The following is a 14,978-nucleotide window of genomic DNA, read 5'->3' as shown; positions in this document are numbered from 1 at the left end:
CCCAACCATCCTTTTCATAAATTCTATATATTAAAAAATATATGTATAGTATAGGTATCAGCTTATACTTTGTCAAGGCACTTGAAAATTCTTATCCACGCATTTAGAATGGAGCCATCTTGATGGAGGAGGTTTTCACTATGATTTCCGTACAGCGGCTCAAACGCCAGTTCGATACGCTTCGAGGGATTTCCGCGTCCAGCACAGGCATCAATCGTCTCGCTTTCAGCGACAAGGATTGGGAAGGGCGCAGCTACATCGCGTCTTTGATGGAGGAAGCGGGACTGTCCGTTCGATCCGACGCATTCGGCAACGTCATCGGTCATTTCGGTGGGCGTGACGAGACGCTCCCTCCGATTCTCTTCGGCTCGCACGGCGACAGCGTGCCGGAGGGCGGCAACTACGATGGCATCGTCGGCATACTCGGTGCCATCGAAACGGTGCGCAGCATGAAAGAGGACGGATTCATCCCCGACCATCCCTTGGAGGTCGTGCTGTTCATGTGCGAGGAGTCGAGCCGGTTCTCCGTCGCGACGCTCGGCAGCCGCGCGATGCGCGGCGCGCTTTCCGCAAGCGACCTATTGCGCCTGCACGACCACGAGGGCAGCAGTCTCTACGCCGTCCTGAAGCAGCGAGGCCTCGATCCCGAACAGATCGAATCGGCGCGTTACGACAAAAAAATAAAGGCGTTTCTCGAGCTCCACATTGAGCAGGGAAAAGTCTTAGAACACAAGGGGAAGCAGATCGGCATCGTGACGGGAATCGCCGCGCCGAGCCGCCTCATCTGCAAGATCCACGGCAGCGCCGACCACAGCGGGGCGACGCCGATGAACCTGCGCCGTGACGGGTTATGCGCCGCAGCGGAAGTCATCCTTGCCGTTGAGAAGGCAGCAAAGGCGAAAGAGAACCCGCCCGTCGTCGCGACTGTCGGGATCGCAGAGGTCACCCCCTGCGTCATGAACGTGATCCCCGGCGAGGTCCGACTCGGCATCGATATCCGCAGCATCGACAGCGCAGCGCGTGAAGATGCAGAGACATCCATCCGCAGCGCAATCGAATCCATTACGAAAAAAAGAGGGATTGCGTATGCCCTCGAACCCATCAGCAAGGAAGCGCCCGCGGTCATGGATCCCGCCCTCGTTTCGCTCCTCGCGAATACGGCAAAGGAGGAAGGATTCGCCACGATCCATATGCCGAGCGGCGCAGGGCACGACAGCATGCACTGGGCAGACTACGCGCCGACCGGCATGCTCTTCATTCCCTGCCGCGACGGCATCAGCCACAATCCTGCGGAACACGCCAAGCTCGAAGACATCGTCGCTGGCGTGCGCACGCTCGAAAAAGCAGTTCGCACGCTTTCGCAAAAGGCGTACGCGCTCTCATGAGAACTGCTGCAAAATCGCGTAGTTTTCCGGGTGCATGCCTGGCTTTGCCGTGACCTTGATGTCCGTGCCGTACTGGGCGGCGAGATTCATCATGAGCGGATTGGAGCGAAGCTCCTCCGCGACGCTCCTGTGTACCTCGATCTCGTATCCCTCAGCCGCATGCGAAGTGCGCTCCATGCGCCGTATCGCGCGGCTGATGCGTATCGCGACCGTCTCCGGCGACTCAACGCGACCGAGTCCATGGCATACCGGACATGCACGGTAGACGATGCCTTCGAAGTTTTGACGCGACTTCCTGCGTGTGATCTCCACGAGCCCGAGCCCTGTGATATCGACGACATGCATCTTCGTTCGGTCATGTGCGGCGAGCTCCCGCAAACGGACGAGCAGGGATTCTTTCTGCTCGTCCCTTTCCATATCAATAAAATCGACGACGATAATGCCTCCGATATCACGCAGCCGAATCTGCTTGACGATCTCTTCCGCCGCTTCAAGATTCGTGCGGTAGACCGTTTCCGCCAAATTCGTATGTCCGACGTACTTTCCCGTGTTGACGTCGATGACGGTCAGCGCTTCCGTCTTGTCGATGACGAGGAATCCGCCGCTTTTGAGTTCGACTTCGCGCGCACCGAGCTTTTCGATCTCTTTCTCGACACCGTAAGCACGAAAGAGCGGCGTCTTTGCGTCGTGCAGGCGAACGCGTGAACGAAGGCCGGGAAAAAGCGCCGTGACGAGCGCTGCGACACGCGAGAACGCTTCGCGGTCATCGACGACAAGCTCGTCCGTATCCGCGCTGAAGCTGTCGCGCACGCTGCGGATGATAAGATCGGGATCGCGGTACAGAAGCGACGCGCGTTTTCCTGTCACCTCGTAGCGTGCGAGGATCGTCTGCCAAAGCCGCGTAAGCTGGCAGACGTCTGCGGAAATCGTCGCTTCGTCTGCTCCCTCTGCGGCAGTCCGCATGAGGATGCCCATGCCATCTGGGCAGACGCGTTCGGCAATCGCATGGAGCCGCGCGCGCTCCTCCTGCTCCTCGATGCGGTGTGACATCGCGGTGTACGCCGTCGTCGGCATGAGCACGACGGTACGCCCCGGCAGCGTGACGTGCGTCGTCACGCGCGGTCCTTTTGTGCCGTAGGCATCCTTCGTGACCTGAACGAGGAGGCTCTGCCCGACGTGGATGGGGGCAGGCTTCTCCCCTGCGTTGATCGGATCGTGCGTCTTTCCGTCGCCGATGTAGAGGAAAGCGTTCTTCTCCGCACCGATATCGACAAATGCCGCCTGCATGCCGGGCAGGACATTCTGCACGCGCCCCTTGTAAAGGTTGCCGACGAGGTGTGCGTGGGAGGAGCGCTCCATCTCGACTGCCTGCAGTTCGCCGTCATGCAGGACGGCGACGCGCGTTTCCTCTGGGTCGACACTTACGAGGATCGAATTCAACTGCGGATGCTCCTTTCTTCCCGAAAATCAGACGAGGTCGATGAGCTTCTTGCCCTTCCCGAACAGCCCTGTACGCTCGATCTTTGCCTCGGCAGGATTCACGGCGAGCCCGAACGACTCCGCCATCGTGCCGAGAACCTCGATCGGCTTGACACTGCCAGCAGGCGTAATGGCGATATCCATCATGAAGGCGAGCTCTTTTCCATCCGTCTGGCACGTGACGGGACGAAGCATGTAGTCCTTCGTCTCGATCGCACGCGCTTTCTTCGGCGTGACGCGATGCCAAACGGCATGTTTCGCTGCATTGTAGGCGCAGACGGCGTGCTCTGCCGCCGCCTCCTCGCCAAAAAAAGGAACGCGCACGCAATACGTCCCCTCGTCTGCCTCTGCCATGAGCGCCTTGTGCTTGCCCTCGATGGGGCGCAGCGCTCGAAGCTCCGCTCCGAGCGGAAGCTGTGCGCGCAGGCGGTCAAAGACCTCAGGCTGCGCGAGCGGGCGCGTAAGCTCAAAATCCATATATTCCGCCTTGCTCGTAACGCCGAGCGGGAGCGCCGAGGCAAACGCGACCTTCATATGCGGGTTGAAGCCCTCCGAATACGCCATCGGAAGCTTCGCACGTGAAAATGCGCGTAGGAACAGATTCGCATAGTCGAGATGTGAGACGTAGCGGAGCGCTTCGCCCTTCGTGATTTCTGCGCGATAGGCGTAGGGCCGGCGCAGCGCACCGCTCGTTTTTCCCGCTGCCTCCTTCGGCTCTGCCCCTTTCTGCACACGATAGTCCGCAAGCTCGCTTTGCGCGTGGTCGATGACGTCGGCGCCGAGATTTGAGCAGATGCCGCACGCGCTGCACCTGCCCCTGCGGCAGTCTTCCGTGAGCCTGCCCGCGAGTGCTTTCTTCCACTCGCGCAGCAAAAAATCCGGATTGACGCCAGGCGCAGTGACGAGCCACGGAAGTGGCTCGGCCGTATCGCGCGTGCGCTCATTGTAGTACGCCATGTCGACACCGCACTTCCGGAACGCCTCGTGCCAAACCTCGTCCTTGTAGAGATCAGACCAGCCGTCAAACTTCGCACCGTCCCTCCACGCCTGATAGAGGACGGGCGCGAGACGACGGTCGCCGCGCGCGAAGACGCCCTCGATGACGGAAAGCCGCGCGTCGTGATAGCGAAACGAGATCGCGCGGTCGGTGATCGCCTCCTTCAAAAGGTGCTGGCGACGCTCAAATTCCGCGATGGGAAGCTGCCCGAACCACTGGAACGGCGTATACGGCTTCGGCACGAAACACGCAACGGATATCGTCACGCGTACGCCGCGCCTTCCTTTGATTTCGGTGTAGAGATCGACGACCTTCTTCGCGAGCGCAGCGATGCCGAGGACGTCCTCGTCCGTCTCCGTCGGCAGCCCCATCATGAAGTAGAGCTTGACCTGCTTCCATCCCTGACGGAACGCCGCGCCGCAGGCGCGCATGAGATCCTCCTCCGTGACGCCCTTGTTGATGACGTCGCGCAGGCGCTGCGTACCCGCTTCGGGGGCAAACGTAAGCCCCGACTTGCGCACCTGCTGCATCCTGTGCGCGAGCTCGATCGAAAAGCTGTCTATGCGAAGAGACGGCAGGGACACGCTGACCTTTTCATCGCGGAAATCTTCCATGAGATCGTCGACGAGCCTGCCGAGGCACGAGTAGTCGGCTGACGAGAGCGACGTAAGGCTCATCTCGTCATGTCCCGAAGCGTCGACGAGACCGCGCGCCATCCTGCGCAGGTTCTTCTCCGTGCGTTCGCGCGCGGGACGGTAGCAGATGCCCGCCTGGCAGAAGCGGCAGCCGCGCGAGCAGCCGCGGAAGAGTTCGAGCATGATGCGGTTGTGCACGATGTCCATGTACGGCACGACGGGATGCTCGACCGACATCACCTCGTCCATGTCGCGCACGAAGCGCTTCATGATGACAGGCCTTGCGGCATCATGAAGCGGGCGAAGCCCTGCGTAATCGCCTGCTTCCGTATAGCGCGGTTCGTAGAACGACGGCACGTAGATGCCGTCCATATCGAGAAGCTGCGTGAGGAATCCGCGCCTGCCGCCGGGGCGCCCCTCCTCCTGCCACGCGATGAGGGCGTCCGTGACCTCGACGATGGCCTCCTCGCCCTCGCCAACAATGAAAAAGTCGAAAAAGTCCGCAATCGGCTCGACATTATAGACGCACGGCCCACCGCCTACGATGAACGGCATCGCGTCATCGCGGTCTTTCGCAAAGAGCGGGATACCGGCGAGATCGAGCATATTGAGAACATTCGTGTAGATCATCTCGTATTGAAGCGAAAATCCGACGAAATCAAATGCGGCGATCTCTGTCTTTGACTCAAGCGAAAAGAGCGGGATCTTCCGGTCGCGCATAAGCGCCTCCATATCCGTCCAAGGCGTATAGACGCGTTCCGCCGCGATGTCAGCGCGGCGGTTCAGGATTTCGTAGAGGATGGCGAGACCGAGATTGCTCATGCCGACCTCGTAGACATCGGGCAGCGCGAGTGCCCATGCAGCGCGGACGCTCGCATGATCCTTGTGGACGGCATTCCATTCGCCGCCCGTGTAGCGCGAGGGCTTCAAGACCGACTGAAGCACGTCGTGCGCGAGATGTACCATGCGTTCCATTCCTCCGTGATAACGTATCTAAGGAAGCACGGATAAATTCAGCCGCGCCATCTTGACGCATCTTTTTTGCCCGCACTTCGGCAGAAAATCTACGCCAATCTGACGAACTTCATTTTATCCGTGAGTCCCTAAATCCGTGATTCCCTAAAATAAAAGTTTCTGTTTTCTCAGCTGTATGTTCATGAGTATGGCGACCGCCATGATATTTGTCGTGAGCGAGCTTACCCCGTAGCTCATGAACGGGAGCGGGATCCCCGTTACGGGCATGATGCCCATTGTCATGCCGACGTTGACGAGCACGTGGAAGGCGATCATGCTCGTGATCCCCGCCGCGAGCAGCCGGCCAAACGTATCGCCCGCATCGCGCGCGATCTGTATGCCGCGCCAAAGCAGCACGAGGTATAAAAGCAGCAGGACCGCGCAGCCGACGAAGCCGAGCTCCTCGCCGACGACGGCAAAGATAAAATCCGTATGGTTCTCAGGCAGGAAGTTGAGTTGGCTCTGCGTTCCCTCAAATAGTCCCTTGCCGAATACCAGCCCCGATCCGATTGCGATTTTCGATTGGATGATGTGGTAGCCCGAGCCGAGCGGATCGACGTTTGGATCGAGGAACACCGCGATGCGCATCTTCTGATAGTCTTTCATGAAGTGCCATAGGATGGGCATTGCGGCAAGCCCGGCAGCTATGACGCCGCCGAGGAGTTTGATGCGGATGCCCGCGACGAAGACCATGCCGAAGAAAATCGCCATAAAGACGAGCGACGTACCGAGATCCGGCTGCTTCATGACGAGCAGGAACGGCAGTCCGACGTACGCCGCAATCGGAAGGAGATCGTGAAGCGTATTGATCTTGCCGACCTTGTCGTCGAGCATCGCCGCGAGCGAGATGATCATGATGAGCTTTGAAAACTCCGACGGCTGTATGCTGATCGGTCCGATCATGATCCAGCGCTGCGCGCCGAGTGCCGAATGGCCGGCCAACATGACGGCGATGAGCAGCAGGACATTAAAAACATAGAGCTTATTGCCGTAGCCCTGCAGCATCTTGTAGTCGAAATTCATCAGGAAGGCGGCAATCGCGATATTGAAAAACGCAAAGAGTCCCTGCCTTTGGACGAACCAAAAGCGTTCTCCGCTCGGCGTGTTGATATGCGTCGCACTTCCAATGACGACAAGACTGATCAAGAGGATCCCGAGTGCCGCGCCCAAAAGCTTGAAGTCCATGCGTTGCAGTAATCGTTTCGTCATAGTACCCGTCGTTTCCCTTAGTACTTTCCCTTGTCATGCTTCAAGCGGCTCACCGGAATATTCGCGACAAGTGCGACGGAGTCCGCATCATTGGCGAGCGAAATCTCCATATCGCGCTGGTCGATCTCCATGTAGTTGGAAATGACGCGGATGATGTCATTTTTCAGATTGTCCATGACCTCCGGCGAGATATTTGCGCGATCATGAATGAGTACGACCTTGAGTCGGTCACGGGCGATCTTGCCCGAATTTTCCTTTTTCCCAAATATCTTCATCAATGCTTCAATCATATTCGCCCCTCCTATCAGTTCCCGAATACGCGTCGCTTGAGCCTCGTGAGGAAGCCCTCCTTTTGGAACTCCATAAAGGGTATCGTCTCGCCGCAGATGCGTCCGACGATGTTGCGGTACGCCTGCCCCGCTTCCGAATCCTCCATCGTGATACAGGGTTCGCCTTTGTTCGTACTCGTGACGACCTTGATGTCGTCCGGCACCTGTCCAATGCAATCGATCGAAAGGATATCGTCGATATCCGCCATATCGAGCATGTCGCCGCTCTCGACCATCTGCGGACGAATGCGGTTGACGATGAGCTTGATCGTCTCCTTGTCCGCACGCCCCAGCTCGCCGATGATCTTGTCCGCATCGCGCACTGCCGATATCTCCGGCATCGTGACGACGACGGCGACATCGGCAGCGGCAATCGCCGTTTGGAACCCCTGCTCGATGCCCGCAGGGCAGTCGATGAGGATGTAGTCAAATTCTTTCCTGAGATCTTCACAAAGTTTCACGAGCTGCTCAGGATTGACTGCACTCTTGTCCTTGACCTGCGAAGTCGGCAGGAGAAAGAGCGTCTCGTACTTCTTATGGCGGACGAGTGCCTTCGTGTAAGGCACTCGCCCCTCCGTCACGTCGACGAGGTCGTACATGATGCGGTTCTCGAGCCCGAGGAGCAAGTCGAGATTGCGAAGCCCCGTATCGGTATCGACGAGGACGACCTTCTTGCCGCGCATCGCGAGGCCGACGCCGATGTTCGCCGTCGTCGTCGTCTTGCCGACACCGCCTTTGCCGGACGTGATAACATAGATTTCGCTCATATCGGGATCCTACCTTTCTATCGGTTCGATGATAATGTGGCCATCCTTGACGGAAGCGCGTTCCGCTTTCTCCGCCTTTTCCGCCTGATCGGGCGAACGCGCGATGTAATTCGCGATGCGAATCTGCGTCGGCATGAGGTGGTCGGCGACGATGATCGCCTGCGTATCGCCAAACGCGCCTGCATGGACCATGCCGCGGCACGTGCCGCGCACGTCGATGCTGCCGCCCGCGATGATCTGCGCGCCGGGATTGACGTTTCCGACGACGAGCACCGAGCTCTGCGTACGGATCTCCTGCCCGCCGCGCAGCGTTCGATTGACGACCGTCATCTCGGCCGCGGCAGGCTGCACAGGCTTCTCCCCCGCCGCGGCTTTCCGGCTCACCTGCCCTGAACGCACGGGCTTATCTGCCGCACGCTTCGGCGTCATCGTGCGGCAGATAAGCCCGTTCCGATGGAAGAGCTTTTGGAGTGCTTCCTGCTCTTCCTTTTGCAGCCTGTCCTGCGGCAAGAGAACAAGCGTCCCGCGCAGGAAAAAGCCCGAACCCGACGCGAGCTTTCCCTCGATGTCCTTGCGGATCGCCTCGAAGGATGCGCCGGGCGCAAAACTGAGCTGCAGCCCGGTCTTGCCTCCCTTGATCTTTACAATCTCATCCATGGGACTTCTCTCTTCTCCATAAACGTTCTCATTGTTTCGATGGAAGCGCGGCGCTCGGTTGGTTGACACCGAACGCGGCTTCGAGTATCTTCCGTCCGATCGGCACAGCCGACTGGGAGCCGAAGCCGCCCTGTTCGACGATGACGGCGACGACGATATTCGGCGAGCTGTACGGTCCGTAGGCGACGAACCAACCGTGGTCGCGTCCATGCGGATTCTCAGCTGTCCCCGTCTTGCCCGCGATGTCGATCGTAAAGCCTCGGAAGCTCGACGCGGCCGTGCCGTATTTCGTGACGTCATGCAGGCCGTTCTGCACGAGCTGGATCACGTTTTCCGGCACTTCGAGACGCGACAGTAGCTCCGGGGCCACATCCTTGACCGTCTTGCCGTCCGGTCCGACGATGCGCTTGACGAGATGCGGCTTGTAGCGCTTGCCGTCTGCCGCGATCTCGCCCATGACCATCGCCGCCTGCAGCGGCGTCACGAGGTTGAAGCCCTGTCCGATCGCCGCATCGAACGTCTCCGACAGGTACCATTCGCCGTCCTCGAAATTCTTTTCCTTGTAGCGGCGGTTCGCGACGAGGCCATCCGCTTCGTACGGCAGATCGATTCCCGTCGCCGCGCCGAGCCCGAACATGCGCGCGTACTTTTCGAGGCGGTCGATGCCGAGACGATTGCCCATCTCGTAGAAGTAGACGTTGTCGGAGTGCGCAAGTGCCTGTGTGAAGTCGATCCAGCCGAGCGCCTCGCCCTCTGCATTGCCCTTTGGAATGATCCAGTGACGCCCCGTATCGAGGATCTTTTCCATCGGCGAGACGACGCCTTCCGTGAGCGCCGCCGTGCCCGTGACGATCTTGAATGTCGATCCCGGCGGGTACTCGCCCGTGATTGCCTTGTTGTCCATCGGATGGAACGGATTGTTATTGAGCACGTTCCAATCCTTTGTGGAAATGCCGTGTGCAAAAAGATTTGGATCGAATGCTGGACGGCTCACGAGTGCAAGGACTTCGCCCGTCTGCGGATCGAGTGCGACGGCTGCCGCTGCATTGGCGTGAATGAGGGCAAGCTGTTCGTCGACTGCCTTTTCCGCCGCGAGCTGCAGGTTCTTGTCGATCGTGAGCACGAGATCGTCGCCGGGAATCGGCTCTTTCTTGCCGAGGATCTGTACAGGACGCCCCGCGACATCGACTTCGACCTGCTCACCGCCGTTTTTGCCGCGAAGCTCCTTGTCGTATATCTTTTCCAGTCCGAACTTGCCGATGATGTCGCCCGTCTTGTAGCCGTCCGCCTTCATCTTCTCAAGCTCCGTGTCGTTGATCTCGCTGACATAGCCGAAGGTATGCGCTGCCTTCTCGTGATAGATATAATTGCGGATCGGCTGTACTTCGATGACGACGCCCGGATAGAGGCTCTTCTGCTCCTCAATGACGGAAACGATGTCCTGCGTGACATCCGATTTGATGCGGATCGGATTGAATCCGACATGCGCCGCGATCTTCGCCTTGATGTCCTCGACGGGCACCTTGACGAGATCCGACACCCGATAGATCACGGCATCCGAGATCGGTTCCGTGAGCGGCAGGAGCGAGACCGCAAAGCCGGGACGATTCGTCACGAGGAGCTCGCCATTTCGGTCAAAAAACGTCCCGCGCGGAGCCATCGAAGGAATGATGCGGATGCGGTTGCCATCGGCAAGGCGTGCATAAGTATCGCCTTCGTATATTTGCAGATAGCCCGCGCGGCCAATCAGAACCGCAATGACGAGCACGACCAGAAAGCCTAGGACTCTCAGCCTGCCATTGAATTCTTCATTCTCTCCCAAGTCCGCACCTCTCCCCTAACCGCATCCCATAACCACACGAAAGGCACCCCGCAAGGTGCCTCAATCTTACCTCTTTGCACGAAGCCACTTGTCCCCCCTGCAGACCATGCGATGGACAGGATAGGCAAAAAGAAACTGGTAGACGAGCATGGGCAGCAGCGTATACTGCACATGCCCAAGCAGGCTGAAGCGATACCCCAATAATACCATAAGCACCGCTAAAATAAAATAGTTCGCGGCTGTGACAAAGATCGATGAAAACACGGGGAGAACCATCTGATCCTTGAATACACTCGCAGAGCCGCTTCCGACAGCGTAGCCGAGAAGCAGCCGCGAAAGCGCATTCATGCCGAGGAATGTGCCCGAAGCGAGATCCTCCATGAGACCGACACAGAAGCCGACGAACGCACCGATGCGGGCACCGCGCAGGAATGCAGTGCTCGCAACGAACAGGAGCATGAGGTCGGCCGTGACGCCATGATAAGCGATGAGCGGCAGGATGGACGTCTGCAGGGCGTAGAGTGCAAGGATGCCGCAGATGGTCAGGACGAACTTTCGCATCGTCATTGGCTAGCCCCTCCTGCGTTCGTCACATCTGCTGCTGCAGATGCTGTCGCCTCATCCGCCGCCTGCGCCGCAGCCTGCATCTCTGCCGCCTCTTTCTCGGGATCCGTCTCCGTCCCCGGTGTCTGCACGGGAGGCTTGAGCGGCTCCGGCGGCGCCTCGCGCGATGCCGTGATGACCATGACATCCTCGAGCTTCTGGAAGTCGACTGCCGGCTCCAGCGCGGCGATCTTCAAGAGACCGCCCGGATCGTTGCGGATCGCCGAGACGATGCCGACGACGATCCCCTTCGGGTAGACGCCGCCAAATCCCGACGTCACGATGACGTCGCCCTCGACGACATCTGAAGTCTTCGGGATATTGACCATATCGGGCATGGTCGGATTGGCTGGGTCGCCCTCGACGATGCCCGTCACGCGCGACTCGGCGCGCTGCACGAGCGTGCCGACGGAAGACCGCGGATCGAGGATGAGCTGCACCTTCGAAGACGTTGGGCCAGCCTCCGATACGCGTCCGACAAGCCCACGTTCCGTCACGACCGCCATATCGGCCGCGATGCCGTCGCTCGTCCCACGATTGATCGTGATCATGCTCGACCATGTCGCCGACTCGCGCGCGATGACGCGCGCCGCGACGAGATCGAACTGCGTTGCCTGCTGTTTGTATCCCAAAAGTGCGCGAAGGCGCTGATTCTCCGAGGCAAACTCCTTCGCTTCGACGTTCTGCACGCGAAGCTGCTCGACCTCACTGCGGAGCATCTTATTCTGCTGATGCACGGTCGCGATGTCCCAAACACTCGTCACGACGTAGTTCACCTGACTGCCGACCCACGAGATCGCACCCTGAAACGGCGCGAGCATGAGGGTTGCCGCACGTCCCATGACAGGAGCCTGGAACCTGCCGCGCGCCGCGAAAAATACGATGCAGAAGAGACTGACAATCACAAAAAGGAGTGCCCATGTCTTTCGCTTGGCGTTTCGTTCTCTTCCGTACCTGCTCATTGTCTCAACTTTTTGGACGTCATGACGACGCGCTTCAGGAGCTCGATGTTCTCGAGCGAGCGCCCCGTCCCTTCACCGACACAGGAAAGTGCGTCTTCGGAAACGAGCACAGGCATTCCCGTCTCGTTGGCGAGCAGGCGGTCGAGATTGGAAAGAAGCGCCCCGCCGCCCGTCATCATGATGCCGTGATCCATGACATCAGCTGCGAGCTCCGGCGGGGTCTTCTCAAGCGTGTTCTTGACCGCATCGATGATCTTGCGCACCGGCTCGCTGAGCGCGTCGCGAATCTCCTTCGCCTCGATTGTCAAGGTCTTCGGAAGGCCGCTGACGAGATCGCGCCCACGAATGTCCATCGACTTGTTCGTCTCCGGCGTCACGATGGCGGTGCCGATCATGATCTTGATCTCCTCCGCCGTCCGTTCCCCGATCATGAGGTTGTACATCCGCTTGATGTACTGCACGATGGAAGAATCCATCTCGTCGCCGCCGATGCGTATCGAGCAGCTCGTGACGATGCCGCCGAGCGAGATGATGGCAATTTCTGTCGTGCCGCCGCCGATATCGACGACCATGCTGCCCGTCGCCTCTTCCACGGGGAGTCCTGCGCCGATCGCCGCCGCCATCGGCTCCTCGATGAGGTATGCCTCGCGCGCACCGGCCTGCTGTGCCGCATCGATGACCGCGCGCTTTTCGACTTCCGTGACGCCTGACGGCACGCCGACGACGACGCGCGGGCGCACGAACGACTTCGCGTTCATCGCCTTGCGGATAAAGTACTTGAGCATCGCCTGCGTCACGTCGAAATCAGCGATGACGCCGTCCTTCATCGGACGGATGGCGACGATATTTCCTGGCGTACGGCCGATCATCTGCTTGGCTTCCTCGCCGACGGCAAGGACATCGCCCGTATCGTTCTTGATTGCCACGACCGATGGCTCGCGCAGCACGATGCCTCTGCCCTTCACGTGGACAAGCGTATTCGCCGTCCCGAGGTCAATGCCCATATCGTGCGACAAACCACCAAAAAGACTCCACATAATATAAGTAAGCTCCCTTCCACTGCCTGCCAAAATGATAGCAATCCTATTGTAGCATACTTCACTTGGTTTGTAATGAAAAAATACTAAAAAGCCTGCGAAAAGCCCTACCGCATCATGCCGTGTTCCTTCATGCTGAAAAAGTCCTGCCTGCCGAGCACGATGTGGTCGAGGACAGGGATTCCCATGACCTTTCCCGCTTTCACGAGCCGTTCCGTCGTCGCGGCGTCCTCATGCGACGGCGTCGGATCGCCGCTCGGATGATTGTGCACGAGGATGAGCGCGGCGGCAGAGCCGCGAAGCGCGGCCTGAAAGACTTCGCGCGGATGGACGACGGACGCCGTGAGGCTGCCGATCGAGATATTCCGCATCCCCAGGATGCGATGTTTCGCATCGAGGAGCAGCACGGCAAAGTGCTCGCGCTGTTCGCCGAAAAGCCGCGGCATCGCGTAGTGCGCCGCGTCCTCGGGTGCGCGTACCGTGACGCGCACGGCGGCGCATGCGCTGAGGCGCTTGCCGAGCTCAACCGCCGCGAGCACCGTCGCTGCTTTCGCCGCACCGAGTCCCTTGATGTCAGTAAGCTCGCCGGGCGCCATGGAAGAGAGCGCCGCGATTCCCTGCTCGTGCAGGCGGGCGAGGACTTCCTGGGAGAGCGTGAGAACGGAACACGACTGCGTGCCCGTCCGCAGCAGGACGGCGAGCAGCTCCGCATTGCTGAGCGCCGCCGCGCCGTGCTCAATGAGCTTTTCGCGCGGGAGCTCCTCGCGCGGCAAATCGCGTACCATAATCGTCATAGAATCCCACGCCCCTCATCTGCCATCAATAGCGCCTGTAGAGCATGATGCCGGCGATAATGCCGAGAACGCTCATGACGTTCGGCGCAAGGCTGATGCCGAACGTAAGCGAAAGAATGCTGACCGAAAGCGTCGTCGGACTCATCTCGATGATGGAATGTGCATCAACGAGATACGGAACGACGCCCGAAAATATCGTAAACTGCTTCATGAGCTCGCCCAAAAGCGCTCCCGCAATCGAGCCGATCAGCGCAAAGAGTATCATCATGCCGACCCCACGCCTGCCAAAAGTAGCCAAAGTAACCCCTCCTATTTTTTATCCTATTAGCTTATTTTCTTTCTGTTTTTCGTTTTTCCTGCCTATAGGATAAGAATGTCCCGTCCCTTTTCGTGGCGGATGCGGCGGTGCGTCCATAGGAAACCAAAAGCACACGCTGAAGGGTTTCATCTTATCCGCGGTTCCTTAAATCAAATACCGCAGATAGACGTAAACCATCGAAAGCGCCACCGTCAGCAGCATGACCCCAAACCCGACTTTGAGATAGCTCATAAACGTGATCTTGACGCCGCGCTCCGCTGCCATCGCGGCAACGATCAGGTTTGCGCTCGCGCCGACAAGCGTACCATTGCCGCCGAGACAGGCGCCGAGCGAAAGACTCCACCAAACGGGTTCGAGATGCTCTACGCCCATCGTGCCCATATCCTGAATGAGCGGAATCATCGTCGCGACGAACGGGATGTTGTCGAGCACCGACGACACGATGGCAGAGAGCCAAAGGACGAGCATCGACGTGAGCACCGTGTCGCCCTGCGTGAGTGCGACAGCCTCGCGCGCGAGATCGCCGATGAGCCCCGTCTCGATGAGCCCGCCGACGACGATAAAAAGACCGATGAAGAAGAAGATCGTCGGCCACTCGACCTTGTGGAGCGCCTCCTCGACATGGCGGCTGTCGCCAGCGAGCAGCAGCATCAAAAACCCGCCCGAGAGCGCGATGAGCGACGATTCAACGTGCGTGATGGAGTGCGTGAAGAAGCCGATCATCGTGAGCGCGAGCACGAAGAGCGCGCGTCGCAGGAGCGCGGGATCCCGAAGGGACTTCCTCTCGTCCATTTTCAGGATCTCCTCCTGCAGCTCCGGCCGCGTCGTCAGGTTTCTGCGATAGAGCCGATCCATGACGAAGAGGACGACGGCGAACGAGAGAACCGCGATCGGTGCGAGGTTCTTGATGAACGCCATGAACGTGAGTTCCGGCACAGCGCTGCCGATCATGATGTTCGGCGGGTCACC

The 14,978-nt window shown here is 59.1% G+C and carries 14 protein-coding genes; 1 reads left to right on the top strand and 13 read right to left on the bottom strand.

What is annotated here, in order from left to right:
* Positions 1-140: 140 nt before the first annotated feature.
* Positions 141-1,385, top strand: coding sequence for a M20 family metallo-hydrolase (locus HMPREF1985_RS01610; RefSeq protein WP_040636703.1), 1,245 nt, complete (start codon positions 141-143; stop codon positions 1,383-1,385).
* Here HMPREF1985_RS01610 and HMPREF1985_RS01605 read toward each other — a convergent pair.
* The 13 genes from HMPREF1985_RS01605 to HMPREF1985_RS10935 form a co-directional block, all read right to left on the bottom strand.
* On the bottom strand, positions 1,380-2,825 hold the full coding sequence (locus HMPREF1985_RS01605; protein ID WP_021770678.1) for an Rne/Rng family ribonuclease: 1,446 nt from the start codon (positions 2,823-2,825) through the stop codon (positions 1,380-1,382). The two genes, HMPREF1985_RS01610 and HMPREF1985_RS01605, sit on opposite strands and share 6 nt — an antisense overlap.
* Positions 2,826-2,852: 27 nt before the next feature.
* Entirely contained in the window at positions 2,853-5,462 is a 2,610-nt protein-coding gene (locus tag HMPREF1985_RS01600) for a TIGR03960 family B12-binding radical SAM protein (RefSeq protein ID WP_040636701.1), read from the bottom strand.
* A 153-nt stretch (positions 5,463-5,615) separates the two neighbouring features.
* The gene (gene rodA, locus HMPREF1985_RS01595) at positions 5,616-6,719 is read right to left on the bottom strand and encodes a rod shape-determining protein RodA (protein WP_040636699.1); all 1,104 of its coding nucleotides are present in this window, start codon (positions 6,717-6,719) and stop codon (positions 5,616-5,618) included.
* A 17-nt stretch (positions 6,720-6,736) separates the two neighbouring features.
* Complete coding sequence (gene minE, locus HMPREF1985_RS01590) at positions 6,737-7,009, bottom strand: cell division topological specificity factor MinE (protein ID WP_021770675.1); 273 nt, start codon at positions 7,007-7,009, stop codon at positions 6,737-6,739.
* Between the two features lie 14 nt (positions 7,010-7,023).
* The gene (gene minD / locus HMPREF1985_RS01585; RefSeq protein ID WP_021770674.1) at positions 7,024-7,815 is read right to left on the bottom strand and encodes a septum site-determining protein MinD; all 792 of its coding nucleotides are present in this window, start codon (positions 7,813-7,815) and stop codon (positions 7,024-7,026) included.
* Between the two features lie 9 nt (positions 7,816-7,824).
* Positions 7,825-8,472, bottom strand: coding sequence for a septum site-determining protein MinC (gene minC, locus HMPREF1985_RS01580; RefSeq protein WP_021770673.1), 648 nt, complete (start codon positions 8,470-8,472; stop codon positions 7,825-7,827).
* A 28-nt stretch (positions 8,473-8,500) separates the two neighbouring features.
* Positions 8,501-10,294 carry a penicillin-binding protein 2 gene (mrdA, locus tag HMPREF1985_RS01575; protein WP_021770672.1) on the bottom strand — a complete coding sequence of 598 codons (1,794 nt, stop codon included), beginning with the start codon at positions 10,292-10,294 and terminating at the stop codon, positions 8,501-8,503.
* Between the two features lie 66 nt (positions 10,295-10,360).
* Positions 10,361-10,861 carry a rod shape-determining protein MreD gene (gene mreD, locus HMPREF1985_RS01570; protein WP_021770671.1) on the bottom strand — a complete coding sequence of 167 codons (501 nt, stop codon included), beginning with the start codon at positions 10,859-10,861 and terminating at the stop codon, positions 10,361-10,363.
* Positions 10,858-11,859, bottom strand: a complete 1,002-nt coding sequence (gene mreC / locus HMPREF1985_RS01565) for a rod shape-determining protein MreC (RefSeq protein ID WP_021770670.1) — start codon at positions 11,857-11,859, stop codon at positions 10,858-10,860. Before mreC ends, mreD begins: the two co-directional genes overlap by 4 nt.
* A complete protein-coding gene (locus HMPREF1985_RS01560) occupies positions 11,856-12,896 on the bottom strand; it encodes a rod shape-determining protein (RefSeq protein ID WP_021770669.1) in 1,041 nt (346 codons plus the stop codon). The genes mreC and HMPREF1985_RS01560 overlap by 4 nt, the downstream gene beginning before the upstream one ends.
* A 107-nt stretch (positions 12,897-13,003) precedes the next feature.
* Positions 13,004-13,690, bottom strand: a complete 687-nt coding sequence (gene radC / locus HMPREF1985_RS01555; protein ID WP_021770668.1) for a RadC family protein — start codon at positions 13,688-13,690, stop codon at positions 13,004-13,006.
* A 25-nt stretch (positions 13,691-13,715) separates the two neighbouring features.
* Positions 13,716-13,988, bottom strand: coding sequence for a DUF4321 domain-containing protein (locus HMPREF1985_RS01550; RefSeq protein ID WP_051349025.1), 273 nt, complete (start codon positions 13,986-13,988; stop codon positions 13,716-13,718).
* 165 nt (positions 13,989-14,153) lie between these two features.
* The coding region (locus HMPREF1985_RS10935) for an ArsB/NhaD family transporter (RefSeq protein WP_021770666.1) at positions 14,154-14,978 on the bottom strand (825 nt) is incomplete at its 5' end.

This window comes from Mitsuokella sp. oral taxon 131 str. W9106 (genome assembly GCF_000469545.1).
Classification (GTDB): domain Bacteria; phylum Bacillota; class Negativicutes; order Selenomonadales; family Selenomonadaceae; genus AWVT01.
Note: the sequence above shows the minus strand (reverse complement) of the source record. Positions and strands in the feature narration are given on the sequence as shown.

Excerpts from the sequence above, each read along its gene's own strand:
- mreC (WP_021770670.1), bottom strand. The coding sequence starts at position 11,859 with ATGAGCAGGTACGGAAGAGAACGAAACGCCAAGCGAAAGACATGGGCA.
- HMPREF1985_RS01610 (WP_040636703.1), top strand. The coding sequence starts at position 141 with ATGATTTCCGTACAGCGGCTCAAACGCCAGTTCGATACGCTTCGAGGG.
- mreD (WP_021770671.1), bottom strand. The coding sequence starts at position 10,861 with ATGACGATGCGAAAGTTCGTCCTGACCATCTGCGGCATCCTTGCACTC.
- minD (WP_021770674.1), bottom strand. The coding sequence starts at position 7,815 with ATGAGCGAAATCTATGTTATCACGTCCGGCAAAGGCGGTGTCGGCAAG.
- radC (WP_021770668.1), bottom strand. The coding sequence starts at position 13,690 with ATGACGATTATGGTACGCGATTTGCCGCGCGAGGAGCTCCCGCGCGAA.
- minC (WP_021770673.1), bottom strand. The coding sequence starts at position 8,472 with ATGGATGAGATTGTAAAGATCAAGGGAGGCAAGACCGGGCTGCAGCTC.
- minE (WP_021770675.1), bottom strand. The coding sequence starts at position 7,009 with ATGATTGAAGCATTGATGAAGATATTTGGGAAAAAGGAAAATTCGGGC.
- rodA (WP_040636699.1), bottom strand. The coding sequence starts at position 6,719 with ATGACGAAACGATTACTGCAACGCATGGACTTCAAGCTTTTGGGCGCG.
- HMPREF1985_RS01560 (WP_021770669.1), bottom strand. The coding sequence starts at position 12,896 with ATGTGGAGTCTTTTTGGTGGTTTGTCGCACGATATGGGCATTGACCTC.
- HMPREF1985_RS01600 (WP_040636701.1), bottom strand. The coding sequence starts at position 5,462 with ATGGTACATCTCGCGCACGACGTGCTTCAGTCGGTCTTGAAGCCCTCG.